The sequence below is a fragment of the Phaeobacter sp. 11ANDIMAR09 genome (genome assembly GCF_001294455.1).
Taxonomy (GTDB): domain Bacteria; phylum Pseudomonadota; class Alphaproteobacteria; order Rhodobacterales; family Rhodobacteraceae; genus Pseudophaeobacter.
This window is the reverse complement of sequence record NZ_LIKT01000019.1, coordinates 18,440-33,468: the sequence shown is the minus strand read 5'-3', so window position 1 is coordinate 33,468 and position 15,029 is coordinate 18,440. Positions and strand designations below refer to the sequence as shown.

Below are 15,029 nucleotides of genomic sequence, written 5' to 3'. Positions count from 1 at the left end.
CTACCTAACAGAACAATCTGGCAATTCCTTGGCGCCGCACACTGATACAAGCGACATGGCGCCTCAGGCAGTTTTACTCGCCAAACAGTTCGGGCTGATCCGCATCCTCATCGCCGTCATCACCGCCCTGCCCCAAGGGCAGGCTGCCCGGAGGTGGTCTGTTTTCCAACAGGCCAGCTGCACGCAGCTCCTTGAGCCCCGGCAAATCTCGGGCGCTTTCCAGGCCAAAATGATCGAGGAACACTGGCGTCACCACAAAGGTCACTGGTCGCCCCGGCGTCATCCGGCGGCGCCCGATGCGGATCCACTCCATCTCTAGCAGCTGATCCACCGTGCCACGCGACACAGAAACCCCGCGAATTTCCTCGATTTCGGCACGTGTCACCGGCTGGTGATAGGCAATAATCGCCAAGGTTTCGATCGCGGCTCGGCTCAACTTGCGGGTCTCGACGATTTCCTTTTGCATCAAAAACCCAAGATCAGGTGCGGTCCGGATAGCCCAGGCCTCGCCCACCTGCACGACCCGCACCCCGCGCCCCTCGTAGCGTTTGCGCAGATGTTCCAGTGCCGCTGCCGGGGTGCACCCATGCGGCATCCGCCCTTCAAGATCGCGCAGGGTCACCGGGGTGGCGCTGGCAAAAAGCACTGCTTCGACCATGCGCTCCTGCTCCGCGATTGGCGGGGCATCAAACAGGCTGTCGCTGTCACTATGCGGCTCACTGACCGCTCGGGGGCTTTCGGGTTGCATCAGCTCTCCTCATCCAGACTGCGCAGCTGAATGGGCGCAAAGTTATCGCTTTGGCGGATTTCGAGCCGCCCTTCCTTGACCAGCTGTAAGGAGGCGGCAAAGGTTGCCGCCGTAGCCGACCGCCGCTTGACCGGGTCCTTGTGCCAGCCATCGGGCAAATAGCTAAGCATATCGGTCCAGCTTCCTGTAAAACCTATCAAACTTCGCATGCGCTCCAGCGCTTCTTCCATGGTAAAGACACTGTCACGGTCCATCACAAAGGGGCGGAAATCATCCTTGGTGCGGATGCGGGCATAGCCCTGCATCAGGTCCAGAAGGTTGGCGGAATAGGTCACGGTCCGTATCCGCTGAATATCCTGGTTCTGGCCCCGCACAAAGAAATCACGCCCCAGCTGATCCCGCCCCATCAGGCGGGCCGCCGCATCGCGCATCGCCTGCAGGCGTTCCAGCTGAAAGGCCAGATGCGCTGCAAGTTCGGCCCCCGACGGCCCCTCTTCGCTGGGATCAGGCGGCAGCAGCAGCCGTGATTTCAAATAGGCTAACCAGGCCGCCATCACCAGATAGTCAGCCGCCAGTTCGATGCGCAGCTCCTTAGCATGATCGACAAATGTCAGATATTGCCGGGCCAGCTCCAACACAGAGATCCGACGCAGATCTACCTTCTGCGTCCGCGACAGCGTCAGCAACAGGTCGAGCGGCCCTTCAAAGCCATCGACATCAACAATCAAGGCTTCGGCTGCTAGCCGTTCCTCCACAGACTGCGCCGTGACCTCGTGAAACAGATTTTGTTCAGACATAGACCTTTCCGCCCATCAAGGCGGTAAGTTCGGCCTCGGCGGCTTCGGTGTCAAGCGCGATGGGGGCTTGGCGCTGCGCCATGGCCGCATTGGCACGCTCCTGCCCTGCCTGGTCCAGCCTGCCTGCAGCCTCTGCCACGGCGCGCCGCTCTGCCAGGGACGCATTGCAAAACAGCACCAGATCACAGCCCGCACGACGCGCGGCTGCGGCCTTTTCACTCGGAGTTCCAGCCAGGGCTTTCATTGAAATATCATCGGTCATGATCAAACCACCAAAACCGATATCGCGGCGGATCATCTGCACAACCTTGTGCGAAACCGTGGCAGGTTGATCATCCAGCGCCTCAAAGACCAGATGTGCTGTCATCCCCAAGGGCAAATCAGAAAGGCCGGAAAAAACGGCAAAATCATGCTCCTGAAGTGTATCAAGCGGGGCCGTGACATGCGGTAGATCTTTGTGACTGTCCAGTACCGAGCGGCCGTGGCCTGGCATATGTTTCAGAACCGGAAGAACCCCACCGTCCAGATGCGCCTGGGCGGCTGCGCGCGCCAGACGGACCACCTGTTTGGGGCGGTCACCGTAGCAGCGGTTCCTTAGAAACGGATGCGTGTCCGGTGTTGCCAGATCGCCAACGGGGGCGCAGTTGCTATCAACCCCAAGATCCAACAGTTCCTGCGCAATAAGACGGTAGCGCAGATACATCGCCCGCTCAGCCCCGTCGCCCGCCTGTTTGACATGGTCCAATGGCGCCATCCAGTCACGGGCGAGTGGGCTGCGCAGGCGTTGAACCCTGCCGCCCTCTTGGTCGATTGTGATGAGGCAATCACGACCCACAGACTCGCGCAGCTCGGCGCAGAGAGCGCGAACCTGGTCGGCACTCTCGATATTGCGGGCAAAGAGAATGAAGCCAAAGGGGTCGGCGTCGCGAAAGAAGGCCTTTTCTTCCGCAGTCAGGGCCAGCCCAGTGGCATCCAGAATGGTAGCACCGCAGGTCATCAACGAGTTGTCACCGGAATACAGTCCGCCTTACCCGCGACCAGAGCCGAGCAGAACCGGCGTGCATCCGAAAGCCCGTCAAAGCCCATGGCGCGCAGACGATAGAAGGTGCGCCCACCGCTTTCAGCACGCTGGATCACCCGGGTCTTGCCCTGCAGATAGTCCTCAAAGCGATTGTAGATCCGGTCCCATTCCGCGCGCGCCACGGCGGCGCTTTCATAGGCTCCGAGCTGCGCAAGGCGGGTGCCGACCGGAAGACTATTGGGATCCACCTCCAAAGTGGCGCGACCACTCCCGGGGGTAGTTTGGGCCACAGCAGGGCTAAACCGTGCGGGCCGCAGGTTTGGGCGCAACGAGATTTTGACACCTGGCGCATTCCGCAGAGCTGAAGAGGGCGCAGTTGGCGAGCCAATTGCAGCGATCTCAACAGGTTGCAAGGGTTCAGGCTGCACAATCGACGGCGCTGCTACAGCCCCGTCCTGGGCCGGGTCACCAGTAATCGGCGCCACACCATCGGTAAGTTCAGCCACCAGGGCATCGATATCGCCATTCTGATAGGCGGTGACAGAGGCTTCGGAAACCTGGGGAGCTGCGGGTTCAGCGCCTTGGCCGATCACCCGTGGGGGAACATCCGCTTCTGGGGCCGAGAGGCGCGACATGGGCTGATCATCCTGCGACAGCTCGATAGGCTGCGGAGCCAGGGTCACCCGGTCAGCGGCGGCTTCGGCGGTGCCATTTGCGGCTACAGAATTCACCGCAAGGCCCTGATAGTCTGCCTGGCTGCCGCCAGGGTTCTCGGGCTGCGTCCGCATCGGGCCTTCTACTGCGCGCACCACGGGAACCCCGCTGACATCGCGCATGACCAGCTGATAGCCCCAGACCCCCAGCCCAACCACCAGGGCAAGCGAGGCGGCAGCTCCGACCAGGCCGGTGATACGGGCCAGGCCCGATGCGGCTATCGGTGTTGCAAAGCTGTTGCCGTCGTCATAGCCGTAATCGTCGGCAGCATCTTCCTGCGATTCATACCCATAGTTCTGTGCGGCTGCAGCCCCATAGGCCGCGCCATAGGCGCCGCTTTCACTGCTACTGCCCTGAGCCAGATAATCTGGCTCCGCATAGCTAGAAGTGGCTTCAGGATGCGAAACCGTTGCTCCTGTAGAAACTGCTCCCGGTGCAGCGTAGGTCTGTGAGCCAATCCCCGGGACCGCGTAGTCTTCACTCACATAGTCCTGCAATTTGGGTTGCTGAACTGGCGCTGCAGCGGCAAAGGACACAGGCTGTGGCTCGACCTCAGGTTCTGACGCAGGGGGTTGGTAATTGGTATAGAGATCAGGCCCTTCCGCGGGAAAGGGACTGACAGAGCGCGACACCTGCGGCTGCACTGGAGCCACCTGAGGCGCAGGCTGAGGCGCCTGTTGAAAGCTCGGGGGGTGCTGAACTGCTGCTAACGGACGGGCAGTAACCTGCGGGTTCACCGTCACTCTGGGGCCTGCGCCTTGCTGCCCAAAGCCATCAGAAGCCGCCCCATCCGGGGAGCCATTATGGGAGTTGGGCTGACCGGAGCCCGCCTGCGCAAAATACGCCATAATCCGCCTTGCTGCCCTTAGCGCCAGGCGAGACAACTCTCACCTGACTGCATTTGGGTCTCTTGAACTGCCTCAGTCCGACGGTTGTGCGCGGTTTTTTACCGCATCTCCTGCGCCGGTTTCACCCCTAGAATACCAAGACCGGCGGAAATAACAATGGAAACGCTGCGCGCCAGCGCCAAATTGGCATGTGTTGCCGTTTCGCTGCTCTCGTTAACAAAACGTAAACCAAACTCGGTTTTGCCCAGGTGGTAGAGCCCGTGCAGCTCTGACGCCAAATCATAGAGGTAGAAAGCAACCCGGTGCGGCTCGTTTGTGCGGGCTGCGATTTCGATCTGGCGCGGCCATTCTGCCAGTTTCTTAACCACAGCCAGCTGCGCCGGATGGGAGACCTGCGCCAGGTCCGCCGCGCCCAGCACCGCGTCATCGGTGGCAATATCAGCCTCACCCGCTTTGCGCAGGGTCGAACAGATCCGCGCATTGGCATATTGCACGTAGAAGATCGGGTTGTCTTTGGATTGCTCCAGCGCCTTATCCAGATCAAAGTCAAAGCCCTGATCATTCTTGCGGGTGAGCAGCATAAAGCGGGTCACATCGGGGCCTACCGCATCAACCACATCGCGCAGGGTGACAAAGGTCCCTGCCCGTTTGGACATCTTGAATTCCTGGCCATCCTTGAACAGCTTCACCAGCTGACACAGCTTGATGTCCAGCGGCACTTTGCCATCGGAGAGCGCCGAAACAGCGGCCTTCATCCGTTTGACATAACCACCATGGTCAGCACCAAAGATGTCGATCAGCTCGTCAAAGCCGCGGGAGACCTTATCATAGTGATAGGCGATATCCGGGGCGAAATAAGTCCAGGCGCCATCGGATTTTTTCACTGCCCGATCAACATCATCGCCGTGATCGGTAGATTTGAACAGGGTCTGCTCGCGCGGCTCCCAATCATCAGGCTTCTTGCCCTTTGGTGGCTCCAGGACGCCCTGATAAATCAGCCCTTTGCTTTCCAGCTCTGCCAAGGCAGCCTCGATCCGGCCGGTGCCATAGAGCGATTTTTCAGAATAGAAGACATCCATCTTGATGCCCAGCATCGCCAGATCCTCACGGATCAGCTCCATCATCGCATCGGTGGAGAACTCCCGCACCTCGGCCAGCCAGACATCCTCGGGCTGATCAACATAGGTGTCGCCCACCTTGTCCTTCAGCGCCTCGCCCACGGGGACCAGATAGTCACCGGGATAGGTGCCATCGGCAAAGGCGATTTCCTGGCCATGGGCTTCGAGATAACGCAGGTAGACCGAGCGCGCCAGGACGTCGACCTGCCCACCCCCATCATTGATGTAATACTCGCGGGTGACGTCATAGCCCGCATAGCTCAGCAGCGAAGCCAATGCGTCGCCAAAGACCGCACCGCGGGTGTGCCCCACGTGCAAAGGCCCGGTGGGGTTCGCCGAAACATATTCAACATTGACCCGCTTGCCCTGGCCCAGATCGGCACGCCCATAGTCCAGCCCGGCCTCCAGAACCGCACCCAGCACGCCCTGCCAGACCACCGGCGCCAGCCGCAGGTTCAGGAACCCAGGGCCTGCCACCTCAGCCGAGGTGATGCGTTCATCCTCTGCCAGTTTGGCGGCCAGGGCATCGGCGATATCGCGCGGCTTCATCTTAGCGGGCTTGGCCAGCACCATGGCGGCATTGGTCGCCATATCCCCATGCGCCGAATCTCGCGGTGGCTCAACAGCGACATTGGCAAAATCGAGCCCCTCGGGCAGAGCGCCCTCAGCAGTCATTGCAGTCAGGCTGTCGATGACAAGCGCACGGATATCGGAAAAAAGGTTCATCTCTGGCGTCCCATTGGTTCGGCTTTGCGGCTTATCATGCCTAGCTCAATGGTCAACCATTCTATGAAACAAGACCAGCGTATAAACGGGCCGAGAGGCCTTTATCGCCCCGATCTTGCGCCCAGCGCAACACCAGCAGCGGTCAAAGCGCCGCCTGGCCCACGGCGGCATCTCCCCAGGCGCTGACTGTGTAGCGACGCAACGAGGCGACATAGTAGGGATCCGACAGGATTAACCGCTCAACATCGGCGCGGCAGTCTGCCTGAACTGTCCAGATGGCACCCGGAAAATCCTGCATCGGCACCATCGCCAAAGGCCCACCAATCTGCAACTCGGGTCGGTTCCGGACAAAGGCAATATGCGCATTGCGCCGCGCTCTATCACTGCGGATACGCGACATGCCTGGGGCATCAAGAAAAGTAACTGTCCATTGTTTCATAGCGCGCCCCGGTCTTGTCCTGCGATTTCCCAAAGAAAAAGCCACAGCAGGCCGGAGCATAGGGCCAGATTTCAGCAGAAATACAGCCAGAGCCCACCCCCGGGATAAATCTGCGCCAGATCCCGCTTGCTGATCAGGAGAGCCTCCCCTCTCGGGTCAATTGTTCATGTTGCTGCAGTGCAAACCTGTCCGTCATACCGGCAATGTAATCAGAGGTAATCCGCGCCAGGGTGGTCTGATCTGATGCCGCCTTGATTTCCTCATGCCAGCGATCGGGCATTTGCAGCGGATTGGCCAAGAGGTAGGGAAACAGATCTTCGACAATCGCCGCCATGCGAATGCGCACCTCCATGACCGAAGGGGCCCGGTACATATGGCGAAACAAAAAGGCACGGATCTCTTTCAGATCCCGCCACAACTCCGGCGAAAAGGCCACCACCGGGCGCCCCAGCGACCGCACCTCTTCGACGCTTTGAACACCGCTGTCCCGGAGGTTGGCGCGAGCCGTGTCGATCACATCCCCGACCATAACGCCAAAAACTCGGCGCAGGGCCTCATGGCGGCGACGCAGCGGATCAAGGCCAGGATAGGTGTCGTCAACCTGCGCATAGGCGGCGCCAATAATTGGCAGATGGGTGATATCTTCATCTCTGAATAGCCCAGCGCGCAGCCCGTCATGCAGATCATGATTGTTATAGGCGATGTCATCGGACAGGGCAGCGACCTGCGCCTCAGCGCTGGCATGGGTATGCAGCTCCAGATCCATCGCCGCGTTACATTCCGCCAGGGCCCAGGGCAGCTCTCCCACTACCGGACCATTATGTTTGGCAATAGCCTCAAGGGTTTCCCAGGTGAGGTTCAGCCCGTCAAACTCGGCATAGTGGCGCTCCAGATTGGTCACAATACGGATCGCCTGGGCGTTGTGATCAAAGCCACCATAGGGCTGCATCAGCGCATGCAGCGCATCCTCGCCGGTGTGCCCAAAGGGCGTATGCCCCAGATCATGGGCCAGGGCCACCGCCTCGGTCAGCTCCTGATTGAGCCCCAAAGCGGCGGCAATGGTCCGCCCGACCTGTCCCACCTCGATCGAATGGGTCAACCGGGTGCGGTAGTTGTCCCCCTCATGCTCAACAAAGACCTGGGTCTTATGTTTGAGCCGCCGAAAGGCGCTGGCATGGATGATCCGATCACGGTCGCGCTGATAGGGCGAGCGAAAGCTGCTTTCCTCCTCAGCGATCAGCCTGCCCCGGCTTTGATCCGGTTTGGTGGCATAAGAGGCATGCATGACTAATCTTTCTCCCGTGAAATCTTGTCGATCTGCCTGCACCTTTCTATATAATGGGATGCGCTGCAATACAGCATCGGGAGAGACCAGATGAACCTGCCACCAAAAGTGACCGACCGGGCCTTTGCTCGACTGACCGAAATCGGCGCTGCAGCCCAGGGCCTGGCCCTGCGTGTCGCGGTCGAAGGCGGCGGTTGCTCAGGCTTTCAATATGAGATCGCCCTGGATGCACCAGCCGCAGACGACCTGGTGCTTGAAGGTCAGGGCGAAAAGGTGGTGGTCGACACCGTCTCACTGCCGTTTCTGGAAAACGCGGTGATTGATTTCACCGAAGAGCTGATCGGCGCGCGCTTTACCATCGAAAACCCCAATGCCTCCTCCAGCTGCGGCTGCGGCACATCGTTTTCGATGTAAGGGGTAAACCCCAAATAGGCCCCTCGCCCTGCCGCTGTCAGAGGCGACCTCCAACTGATCTCCCTAAACCTAGTGCGCTATGCGGCCATGCGCTGACGCCCTCTGGGGTTCAGTACCTGCCCCCAGAGCAGGAACAGGCCTGACCCGATCACGATGCAGCCGCCAATCCAGGTGCCTTGGCTAGGCATCTCTCCAAAGATCCAGGCCCCGATTGTCAGCATCCAGACAAATTGCAGGTTCATCAAAGGCGTCACCACATAGGCAGGCAGCAGACGCAGGGCCGACACCGCTAGCCAGCGGGCGGCAAAAAGCAGCACACCATACCCGAAGACCCAGGCCAGATTGCCCAGCGGCATCGGCTGCCAGACAAAGGGCAACAGCGGCAGCATCGCAAGACAGAGCAGTAGGTTGGGATAAAAAACCTGCGGCAGAAGATTTGCATCATAGCGACTGATGTACCGCGCCATCACCATGGAGAATGTCCCCGACGCCGCCCCCAATAGCGCCAGAATATACCCTCCCGATACAGAAGAGACGCCGCTGGGAAACAAAAACAACACCCCCACAAAACCCAGACCAAGCGCAATCCATGCCCCAAACCCAATCCGCTCTTTCAGGATCAGCCCAGACATAACCCCCGCCAGCAGCGGCATCAGTCCAATAAACAGGAAAACCTGCGCAAAAGGCAGCAGGCGAAAGGCGTAGAAAAAGCAAATGGCCCCCAGCAGGGCCGCGAGACTTCGCAGCGCCATAGCGCGCGGGCAAGCGGTACGCCAGGGCACCACTTCTGGCGGCCGACATGGGGCTGACACAGCTCCTCTTGGCGGCAGTGATACCCCTCTGTTACCCCGATAAGCCTGCCCCCAGATGCAGCCCCAGCTCACCAGCACCGACAACAGCGCCACCAACCCGCCCGACAGCACGTAGATCTGCGCCGCCTCATAGCCCCCCGCCAGAAGCTTGATGATCCCATCCGCCGAAGAGACAAAGCCGGTATAGGCGATGACCATCACTGCGCCCAGAACAGGAGAGGCAGACCACCTCATGCGGTTTCCATCCGCGCAAGCAGCGGTCCAACAGTCCCGTGGCGTGCAAAATCCACAAAAAAGCTGTCAAAAGAGGCAGAGCTACCCTCAGCCGCGCATAGAATCTCATAGCCACTGTCGCTCAGCCCCGCAGCGACCTGCGCCCGCATGGCCTGCCAATCGCCGCCCTGCGCTCCCGCCCGAAAAGTCGCCTCGGACAATTGGTGCAAAATCCCCCCTGCGTCAGGGCGTCGGAACCGCAGAGCGGCGGCCGGAATGCGCCTGTCAAAACCGGATCCTGTGCTCAACTCCTGATACCAGCTGCTGACCAGGAACATATGGTACCCGTCGTGATGCAGGCCAGGGGCTGTGGCCTCCTCGGCATCCACCATTGCAAAGCTATGATGCTGGCGGAACAACCAGTCTTCCCAAGTCTGAGGCGGATGGAGCTGACAGTAGCGCAGCGCGATACAGATCTCGGAAAGCAGATCCGCGTCCTGGTCCAGATAGGCAAGTAGCCCAACATGGGTGAGGCTCTGGATTGCTGCGCGTGACACCGCCGGGTCCCGGCGCCCGTAGTCGCTCAGATAGAACACGATATGGGTGAGCTCATAAGCCGCTTTGCGATTGGGCACCGCAAATTGCGCAGTATTGTCCATAAACTGATGCAGCCGCGCATCCAGCCCAGGGAAATCCGCGGCGATGCCGCGCCGTGCCAGCAATCGCCGGGCCTCGGCGCGCTGCAGGTCAGACAGCTCGTGACCTGGCAAATCCTGCTGTACCACCCAATCGGCCAAGATCTCTGCCCGGCCTGCCTCCCCCGCCGGCGCGGGGTCAACCAGACCCAGATCTTCGAGATCCATAGCCATGGAAAGAATGAACCGGTAATATTGGCGAAAAAAGCACAGATGGCGGTCAGTCGCCTGATAAAAGGCCCGCAAGGGGGCCAGCGCTACCGGGCTGATTTCGGCGAGGTCGCGCGTCTGACTGCCTTGCCGATCGCTGACATCCCCCCCTGCAGCGTGAGGGACGAGGCGGGTACATTCCAGAACATTCAGCAGCTCAGCATTTTCTTTCAGCCAGTAGACATCCTCCTGCCTATGGCGCTGGCAAGACAGGGCGTGTAGCAGATTTGATAGGTTCTCCGCGCGGCCTGGCAACCGCTTGCGTCCCGGAAACTGCAGAATTTGCCCCATGTTTTGCTCCTCAAGCCTCAACCTCATCCGAGCCACGGGGCCTTTCATCGCGCCCCCTCTTGCCCGAAAAGCAGCGCGCCCAATTCGGGCGCGCCAGTGTTCTTGGTGCTCTTAGCTGCCCGAAGAGAACAACCCAGAGAGATCGCCGCTCACCACCCTGGCCTCTGCAGTGGGTGCAGAACCGGATGAAAAGAGCTCAACCAGAGCGCCGGAGGCCTGATCCCCGCGCGCCGTTGGCGCAGAGCCAGATGAGAACAAAGCTGTGCTCTCGCCGGTCCAGCAGCTGGTCATTTCAGGTGCGGAGCCGGACGAATAGAGCTCGACCCCGTCGCCATGAAACAGGCTGCAGCCCTGTGTTTCCACCTCACCCGCTGTTTGAGCCGGGGAAAGTGTCGCCGTATCGGTTTTATGCAAAGCAGTCATCGGAACCTCCGTTAGAAATGAATAATCACCCCTCGACGCTTGCACGACATTTGCTATCTGAAAACACAGTAATTCAATTTTAAGTTGCCAGTCAAAAGATACTCACCTTAACTTATAAATAGATTTAATTGTTCCTTTTCAAATATCTAATTCGATCCCCAGGCTATAGACCGCTTTATCCACACCTCTGTAGATGCAAGACAATCATCTCTCGTCAGGATTGCACCCCGCAGAGCTGCAAAACGGGCGATCCAAGCGAAGAAAACATCACATTCTGATTCGCCTCTTCAACCGCCCCTTGCTCCGCCCCCCTATTCAGCGATAGATCAGCCAGAGCATCCAAACCGCCGCGGCAGGAGACGCACCATGAAGATCGCCAGTTTCAACATCAACGGCATCAAGGCCCGTGCTGCCGCACTGCCGCAATGGCTTGATGAGGCTCAACCCGATGTTGTGCTGCTGCAAGAAATCAAATCCGTCGACGAAGCCTTCCCACGCGACTTGCTCGAAGACCGCGGCTATACCGTCGAAACCCATGGGCAAAAGAGCTTCAACGGCGTGGCTATCCTGTCAAAACTGCCGCTGGAAGACGTGAGCCGTGGCCTGCCCGGTGATGACGAGGATCTCCAGGCGCGCTGGATCGAAGCCACGGTGATCGGCAAACAGGCCCTGCGCATCTGTGGTCTGTATTTGCCAAACGGCAACCCGGTGGAACTTACCGCAGAGGGGCAGCCGGTTCCCGGCGGCAAATACGCCTATAAGCTTGCCTGGATGGAACGGCTCGAGGCCCGCGCCCGCGATCTTCTGGCCAGCGAAATGCCCGCGCTGATGGCTGGGGATTACAATATCATCCCGCAGGCCGAAGACGCCAAACGCCCCGAGGCTTGGCGCGAAGATGCCCTGCACCGCCCCGAAAGCCGTGCTGCCTTTCAGCGTATCGTCAACCTCGGTTTCACCGAGGCCTTTCGGGCCCGTCACCAGGGGCCGGGTCATTACTCCTTCTGGGACTATCAGGCCGGCGCCTGGAACCGGGACGACGGCATTCGCATTGACCACTTCCTGCTTTCACCACAGGCCGCAGATCTCCTGCAGGACTGTCAGATCGACAAAGAAATCCGCGGTCGCGACAAGCCCTCCGACCATGTGCCGATCTGGGTGGAACTGGACCTGTAACACCGCAACCTCTCTGGCAGATGCCCGGCGTTCCATCAGGACTAAACTCTCCCGGGCCGCGCCCTGTCTGGTTTCAACAGCTTTGCGGACTGCGCAACCGCGCCGAGCGCCAGCTCGGCGCCGGGCCCAACGGGAGGCCGGGCCGCGAGGCGGCCCAACTCCGGGCGGGAGCCCCCCGCTCATCCTTGAGCCCATGCCTTACGGTGCCAGGCTGCCGCGCAGCTCTAGTGGATCTCAGCTTTGCTGTGTAACGTCATGGCGGTAGATCCAATCAAATTGTGACACCACCCGCTGCGGGGCCAAGCGTCCACCCAATTTCAGGATCTGATGTGCAGGCCAGCTCAAAGGGGCGCGTAGGTGGTATTTCCAGGCATTGCGGCTGGCGGCCTCAACCACCTGCTCTGCCCGCCCCTGTCGGCGGCTCTGATAGCTGGCAAGAGCCGCTGCAACATCCCCGACATGGGCCTCCAGCGCCTCTCCCAACACCCAGGCATCTTCCAGCGCCAGATTGCCGCCCTGCGCCATAAAGGGCAGTGTCGGATGGGCAGCATCCCCCAATAGGGCAAGGCCCCCGCGATGCCAATGCGCGGCAACCGGGTGACGAAACAACCCCCAGAGCGCGCAGGCCTGCACCTGTGACAAAAGCTGATGGGCCTCACCGCCAAAGCCGGCAAAGGCCTGGCGCAGGTTCTCCGGATCATCCGGTAGATGCCAGCCCTCCTCGGCCCAGGCGCGACGCTCCTGCACCGCCACCAGATTGACGACAGAGCCGTCGCGCAAGGGATAGGCCACCAGATGCTGCCCCGGCCCCATAAAGACCTGCGCTTCGGCAGGCAGCTTGCTGTGGTTTGGCACAATTGCCCGCCAGGCCACCTGGCGAGTAAAAAAAGGCTGGTTTGTCTCATTCAGCGCCCGTCGTGCCTGCGAATGCAGCCCGTCCGCGCCAATCACCAGATCGCCACCACACTGGGCGCCATTGGCGAGATGCACCACAGGTTTTGACCCAGCCTCAACCCGCTCGACCCTTTGCAAAAGCCGCACCTGAACGCCCGCCTCGCGCGCGGCCTCAGCCAAGATCTGAATCAGATCTGCCCGATGAACAAAATAGTAGCGCAGATCGGCTGCATATTGGTCCAGATCCAACCGCAAAACCTCACGCCCCTGTCGGTGCTCGCGCAGCACCACGGCTTTGGCGCGCTGCGAGCACCAAGCCAGGGCGTCATTCAGCTCCAGCGCTGTCAGAACGGCCATACCATTGGGGGTGATCTGCAGGCCCGCCCCAACTTCCGACACCGCCTCGGACTGTTCCAACACAGTGACCTGCGCTCCTTTGCGCCGCAGAACCAAAGCCGCTGCTAGGCCACCAATGCCCGCGCCGACAATGGTGATATTGAGATGTCTCAGAGTCATTGCGGCCCGCTGTCTTTCGATCATGATCTGTGCATAAACGAAAATCGCCGGAGCAAAAGGCCCCGGCGTGATGGTTTTTTATATTTGGTCTGAAATCAATCGTCGCGATGTACTTTTTCGCGGCGTTCGTGACGTTCCTGTGCTTCCAAGCTCATGGTCGCATTGGGACGTGCGTCCAGCCGTTTCAGCGAAATTGGCTCTCCGGTCACTTCGCAGTAGCCATATTCCCCTTCATCAATCCGGCGGATCGCCGCGTCGATTTTGGAAACCAACTTGCGCTGGCGGTCTCTGGTCCGCAATTCCAGGGCCCGATCAGTCTCTTCGCTGGCCCGATCCGCAACATCAGGGATATTGCGGGTATTGTCTTGCAACCCTTCGATGGTATCGCGGCTTTCCGCGAGCAGATCCTGCTTCCAGTTCAGAAGTTTGCGACGGAAATACTCAAGCTGCCGTTCATTCATGAAAGGCTCATCTTCGGCCGGACGGTAATCTTCCGGCAGAAACATTTCTTGTTTCATTTCGGCTCCTTCGGTCTCGCCCATTCTGTAGGTCTCTTTAATTTTCGCCATACATCCTGGCTCCCCATGCCGCTGCGTTTATCCCCTGACAGGCCGATTGTCACTACACAATAGTAAAGAGACCGGGTTAAAACCGTGCTAAATGCGCCAGATCGCGAGTAAGCAAGCAGGGGATGTGTATAAATTATGCAGTTTCAAGGCACTAAAGACTACGTCGCCACCGACGACCTGAAAATAGCTGTCAACGCAGCCGTCACACTGGAGCGCCCGCTTCTGGTCAAGGGCGAGCCCGGAACCGGCAAAACTGAACTGGCCCGTCAGGTGGCTGAGTCCCTGGGGCTGAAAATGATCGAGTGGAACGTCAAATCCACCACCCGCGCCCAGCAGGGGCTTTATGAATATGACGCTGTCAGCCGGCTACGCGACAGCCAACTGGGTGAAGAACGCGTCCATGACGTGAAGAACTACATCAAAAAGGGTAAACTCTGGGAAGCCTTTGAATCGGATGAAAAAGTCGTCCTGTTGATCGATGAGATCGACAAGGCAGATATCGAATTTCCCAACGATCTGCTGCAGGAACTCGATAAGATGGAGTTCCATGTATACGAGACCGGTGAGACGATACGCGCGGTGAACCGCCCGATCATGATCATCACCTCAAACAATGAAAAAGAGCTGCCAGACGCCTTCCTACGTCGCTGTTTTTTCCACTACATCCAATTCCCGGATGCCGCGACCATGAAAAAGATCGTCGCAGTGCATCATCCCGACATCAAGGAAGCCCTGCTGACCACCGCGCTCACCCAGTTTTATGAGATCCGCGACACGGCTGGGTTGAAGAAAAAGCCCTCGACCTCGGAGGTTCTGGACTGGTTAAAACTGCTTCTGGCCGAAGACTTGACCCCGGAAGACCTCGCGCGCGACGGAGCGGATGCGCTGCCAAAACTACATGGTGCCTTGCTCAAGAACGAGCAGGACGTGCATCTGTTTGAACGTCTGGCCTTTATGGCACGCAGCCGTCGCTGACCGCCGCCTCTGGCTCGTGGCTCTGGGGCCGCGGTCCACCACCGGTGGACAACTGTCCCCAAGGCCGCCTCAGATGAGCCGCACCGAGCGACAATTGGCACCGATCTGTGCCCCAGCGCCTGGGGCAGCCTGGTCTGCTCTTGAGCAG

At 59.5% G+C, this 15,029-nt stretch carries 15 protein-coding genes; 3 read left to right on the top strand and 12 right to left on the bottom strand.

The annotated features are described in order from the left end of the window. Positions 1 to 73: 73 nt before the first annotated feature. From scpB to AN476_RS15460, 7 genes are all read right to left on the bottom strand, one after another. The gene (scpB, locus tag AN476_RS15490; RefSeq protein WP_054462506.1) at positions 74 to 748 is read right to left on the bottom strand and encodes an SMC-Scp complex subunit ScpB; all 675 of its coding nucleotides are present in this window, start codon (positions 746 to 748) and stop codon (positions 74 to 76) included. Then, on the bottom strand, positions 748 to 1,545 hold the full coding sequence (locus AN476_RS15485) for a ScpA family protein (protein WP_054462505.1): 798 nt from the start codon (positions 1,543 to 1,545) through the stop codon (positions 748 to 750). Before AN476_RS15485 ends, scpB begins: the two co-directional genes overlap by 1 nt. Continuing rightward, on the bottom strand, positions 1,538 to 2,542 hold the full coding sequence (nagZ, locus tag AN476_RS15480) for a beta-N-acetylhexosaminidase (RefSeq protein ID WP_054462504.1): 1,005 nt from the start codon (positions 2,540 to 2,542) through the stop codon (positions 1,538 to 1,540). Before nagZ ends, AN476_RS15485 begins: the two co-directional genes overlap by 8 nt. Beyond that, on the bottom strand, positions 2,542 to 4,128 hold the full coding sequence (locus tag AN476_RS22480; RefSeq protein ID WP_083464362.1) for an SPOR domain-containing protein: 1,587 nt from the start codon (positions 4,126 to 4,128) through the stop codon (positions 2,542 to 2,544). Before AN476_RS22480 ends, nagZ begins: the two co-directional genes overlap by 1 nt. A 98-nt stretch (positions 4,129 to 4,226) precedes the next feature. Further along, complete coding sequence (gene argS / locus AN476_RS15470; RefSeq protein ID WP_054462503.1) at positions 4,227 to 5,972, bottom strand: arginine--tRNA ligase; 1,746 nt, start codon at positions 5,970 to 5,972, stop codon at positions 4,227 to 4,229. 142 nt (positions 5,973 to 6,114) lie between these two features. Beyond that, positions 6,115 to 6,411, bottom strand: a complete 297-nt coding sequence (locus AN476_RS15465) for a hypothetical protein (RefSeq protein WP_054462502.1) — start codon at positions 6,409 to 6,411, stop codon at positions 6,115 to 6,117. Between the two features lie 133 nt (positions 6,412 to 6,544). Next, positions 6,545 to 7,696 (bottom strand): deoxyguanosinetriphosphate triphosphohydrolase, encoded by a 1,152-nt coding sequence (locus AN476_RS15460; RefSeq protein ID WP_054462501.1) that lies wholly within the window; start codon positions 7,694 to 7,696, stop codon positions 6,545 to 6,547. Between the two features lie 90 nt (positions 7,697 to 7,786). On the opposite strand from AN476_RS15460, the gene AN476_RS15455 reads away from it, so the two are divergent. Then, positions 7,787 to 8,110 (top strand): iron-sulfur cluster assembly accessory protein, encoded by a 324-nt coding sequence (locus AN476_RS15455; protein ID WP_054462500.1) that lies wholly within the window; start codon positions 7,787 to 7,789, stop codon positions 8,108 to 8,110. 77 nt (positions 8,111 to 8,187) lie between these two features. Here AN476_RS15455 and AN476_RS15450 read toward each other — a convergent pair whose 3' ends face one another. The 3 genes from AN476_RS15450 to AN476_RS15440 all read right to left on the bottom strand — a co-directional run bounded on the left by AN476_RS15450 (position 8,188) and on the right by AN476_RS15440 (position 10,754). Continuing rightward, on the bottom strand, positions 8,188 to 9,156 hold the full coding sequence (locus AN476_RS15450; protein WP_054462499.1) for a DMT family transporter: 969 nt from the start codon (positions 9,154 to 9,156) through the stop codon (positions 8,188 to 8,190). Continuing rightward, positions 9,153 to 10,331 (bottom strand): hypothetical protein, encoded by a 1,179-nt coding sequence (locus AN476_RS15445; RefSeq protein ID WP_054462498.1) that lies wholly within the window; start codon positions 10,329 to 10,331, stop codon positions 9,153 to 9,155. The genes AN476_RS15450 and AN476_RS15445 overlap by 4 nt, the downstream gene beginning before the upstream one ends. 111 nt (positions 10,332 to 10,442) lie before the next feature. After that, positions 10,443 to 10,754 (bottom strand): DUF6749 family protein, encoded by a 312-nt coding sequence (locus AN476_RS15440; protein ID WP_054462497.1) that lies wholly within the window; start codon positions 10,752 to 10,754, stop codon positions 10,443 to 10,445. 366 nt (positions 10,755 to 11,120) lie between these two features. Here AN476_RS15440 and xth point away from each other — a divergent pair, with 366 nt between their 5' ends. Continuing rightward, the gene (gene xth, locus AN476_RS15435; protein WP_054462496.1) at positions 11,121 to 11,927 is read left to right on the top strand and encodes an exodeoxyribonuclease III; all 807 of its coding nucleotides are present in this window, start codon (positions 11,121 to 11,123) and stop codon (positions 11,925 to 11,927) included. 234 nt (positions 11,928 to 12,161) lie between these two features. On the opposite strand, the gene AN476_RS15430 is transcribed toward xth, so the two are convergent. Both AN476_RS15430 and dksA read right to left on the bottom strand, forming a co-directional pair. Continuing rightward, positions 12,162 to 13,337 (bottom strand): FAD-dependent monooxygenase, encoded by a 1,176-nt coding sequence (locus AN476_RS15430; RefSeq protein ID WP_054462558.1) that lies wholly within the window; start codon positions 13,335 to 13,337, stop codon positions 12,162 to 12,164. Between the two features lie 95 nt (positions 13,338 to 13,432). Further along, positions 13,433 to 13,855, bottom strand: coding sequence for an RNA polymerase-binding protein DksA (dksA, locus tag AN476_RS15425; protein WP_054462557.1), 423 nt, complete (start codon positions 13,853 to 13,855; stop codon positions 13,433 to 13,435). A gap of 186 nt (positions 13,856 to 14,041) precedes the next feature. On the opposite strand from dksA, the gene AN476_RS15420 reads away from it, so the two are divergent. Then, positions 14,042 to 14,881, top strand: coding sequence for a MoxR family ATPase (locus AN476_RS15420; protein ID WP_054462495.1), 840 nt, complete (start codon positions 14,042 to 14,044; stop codon positions 14,879 to 14,881). The last annotated feature ends 148 nt before the right edge of the window (positions 14,882 to 15,029 follow it).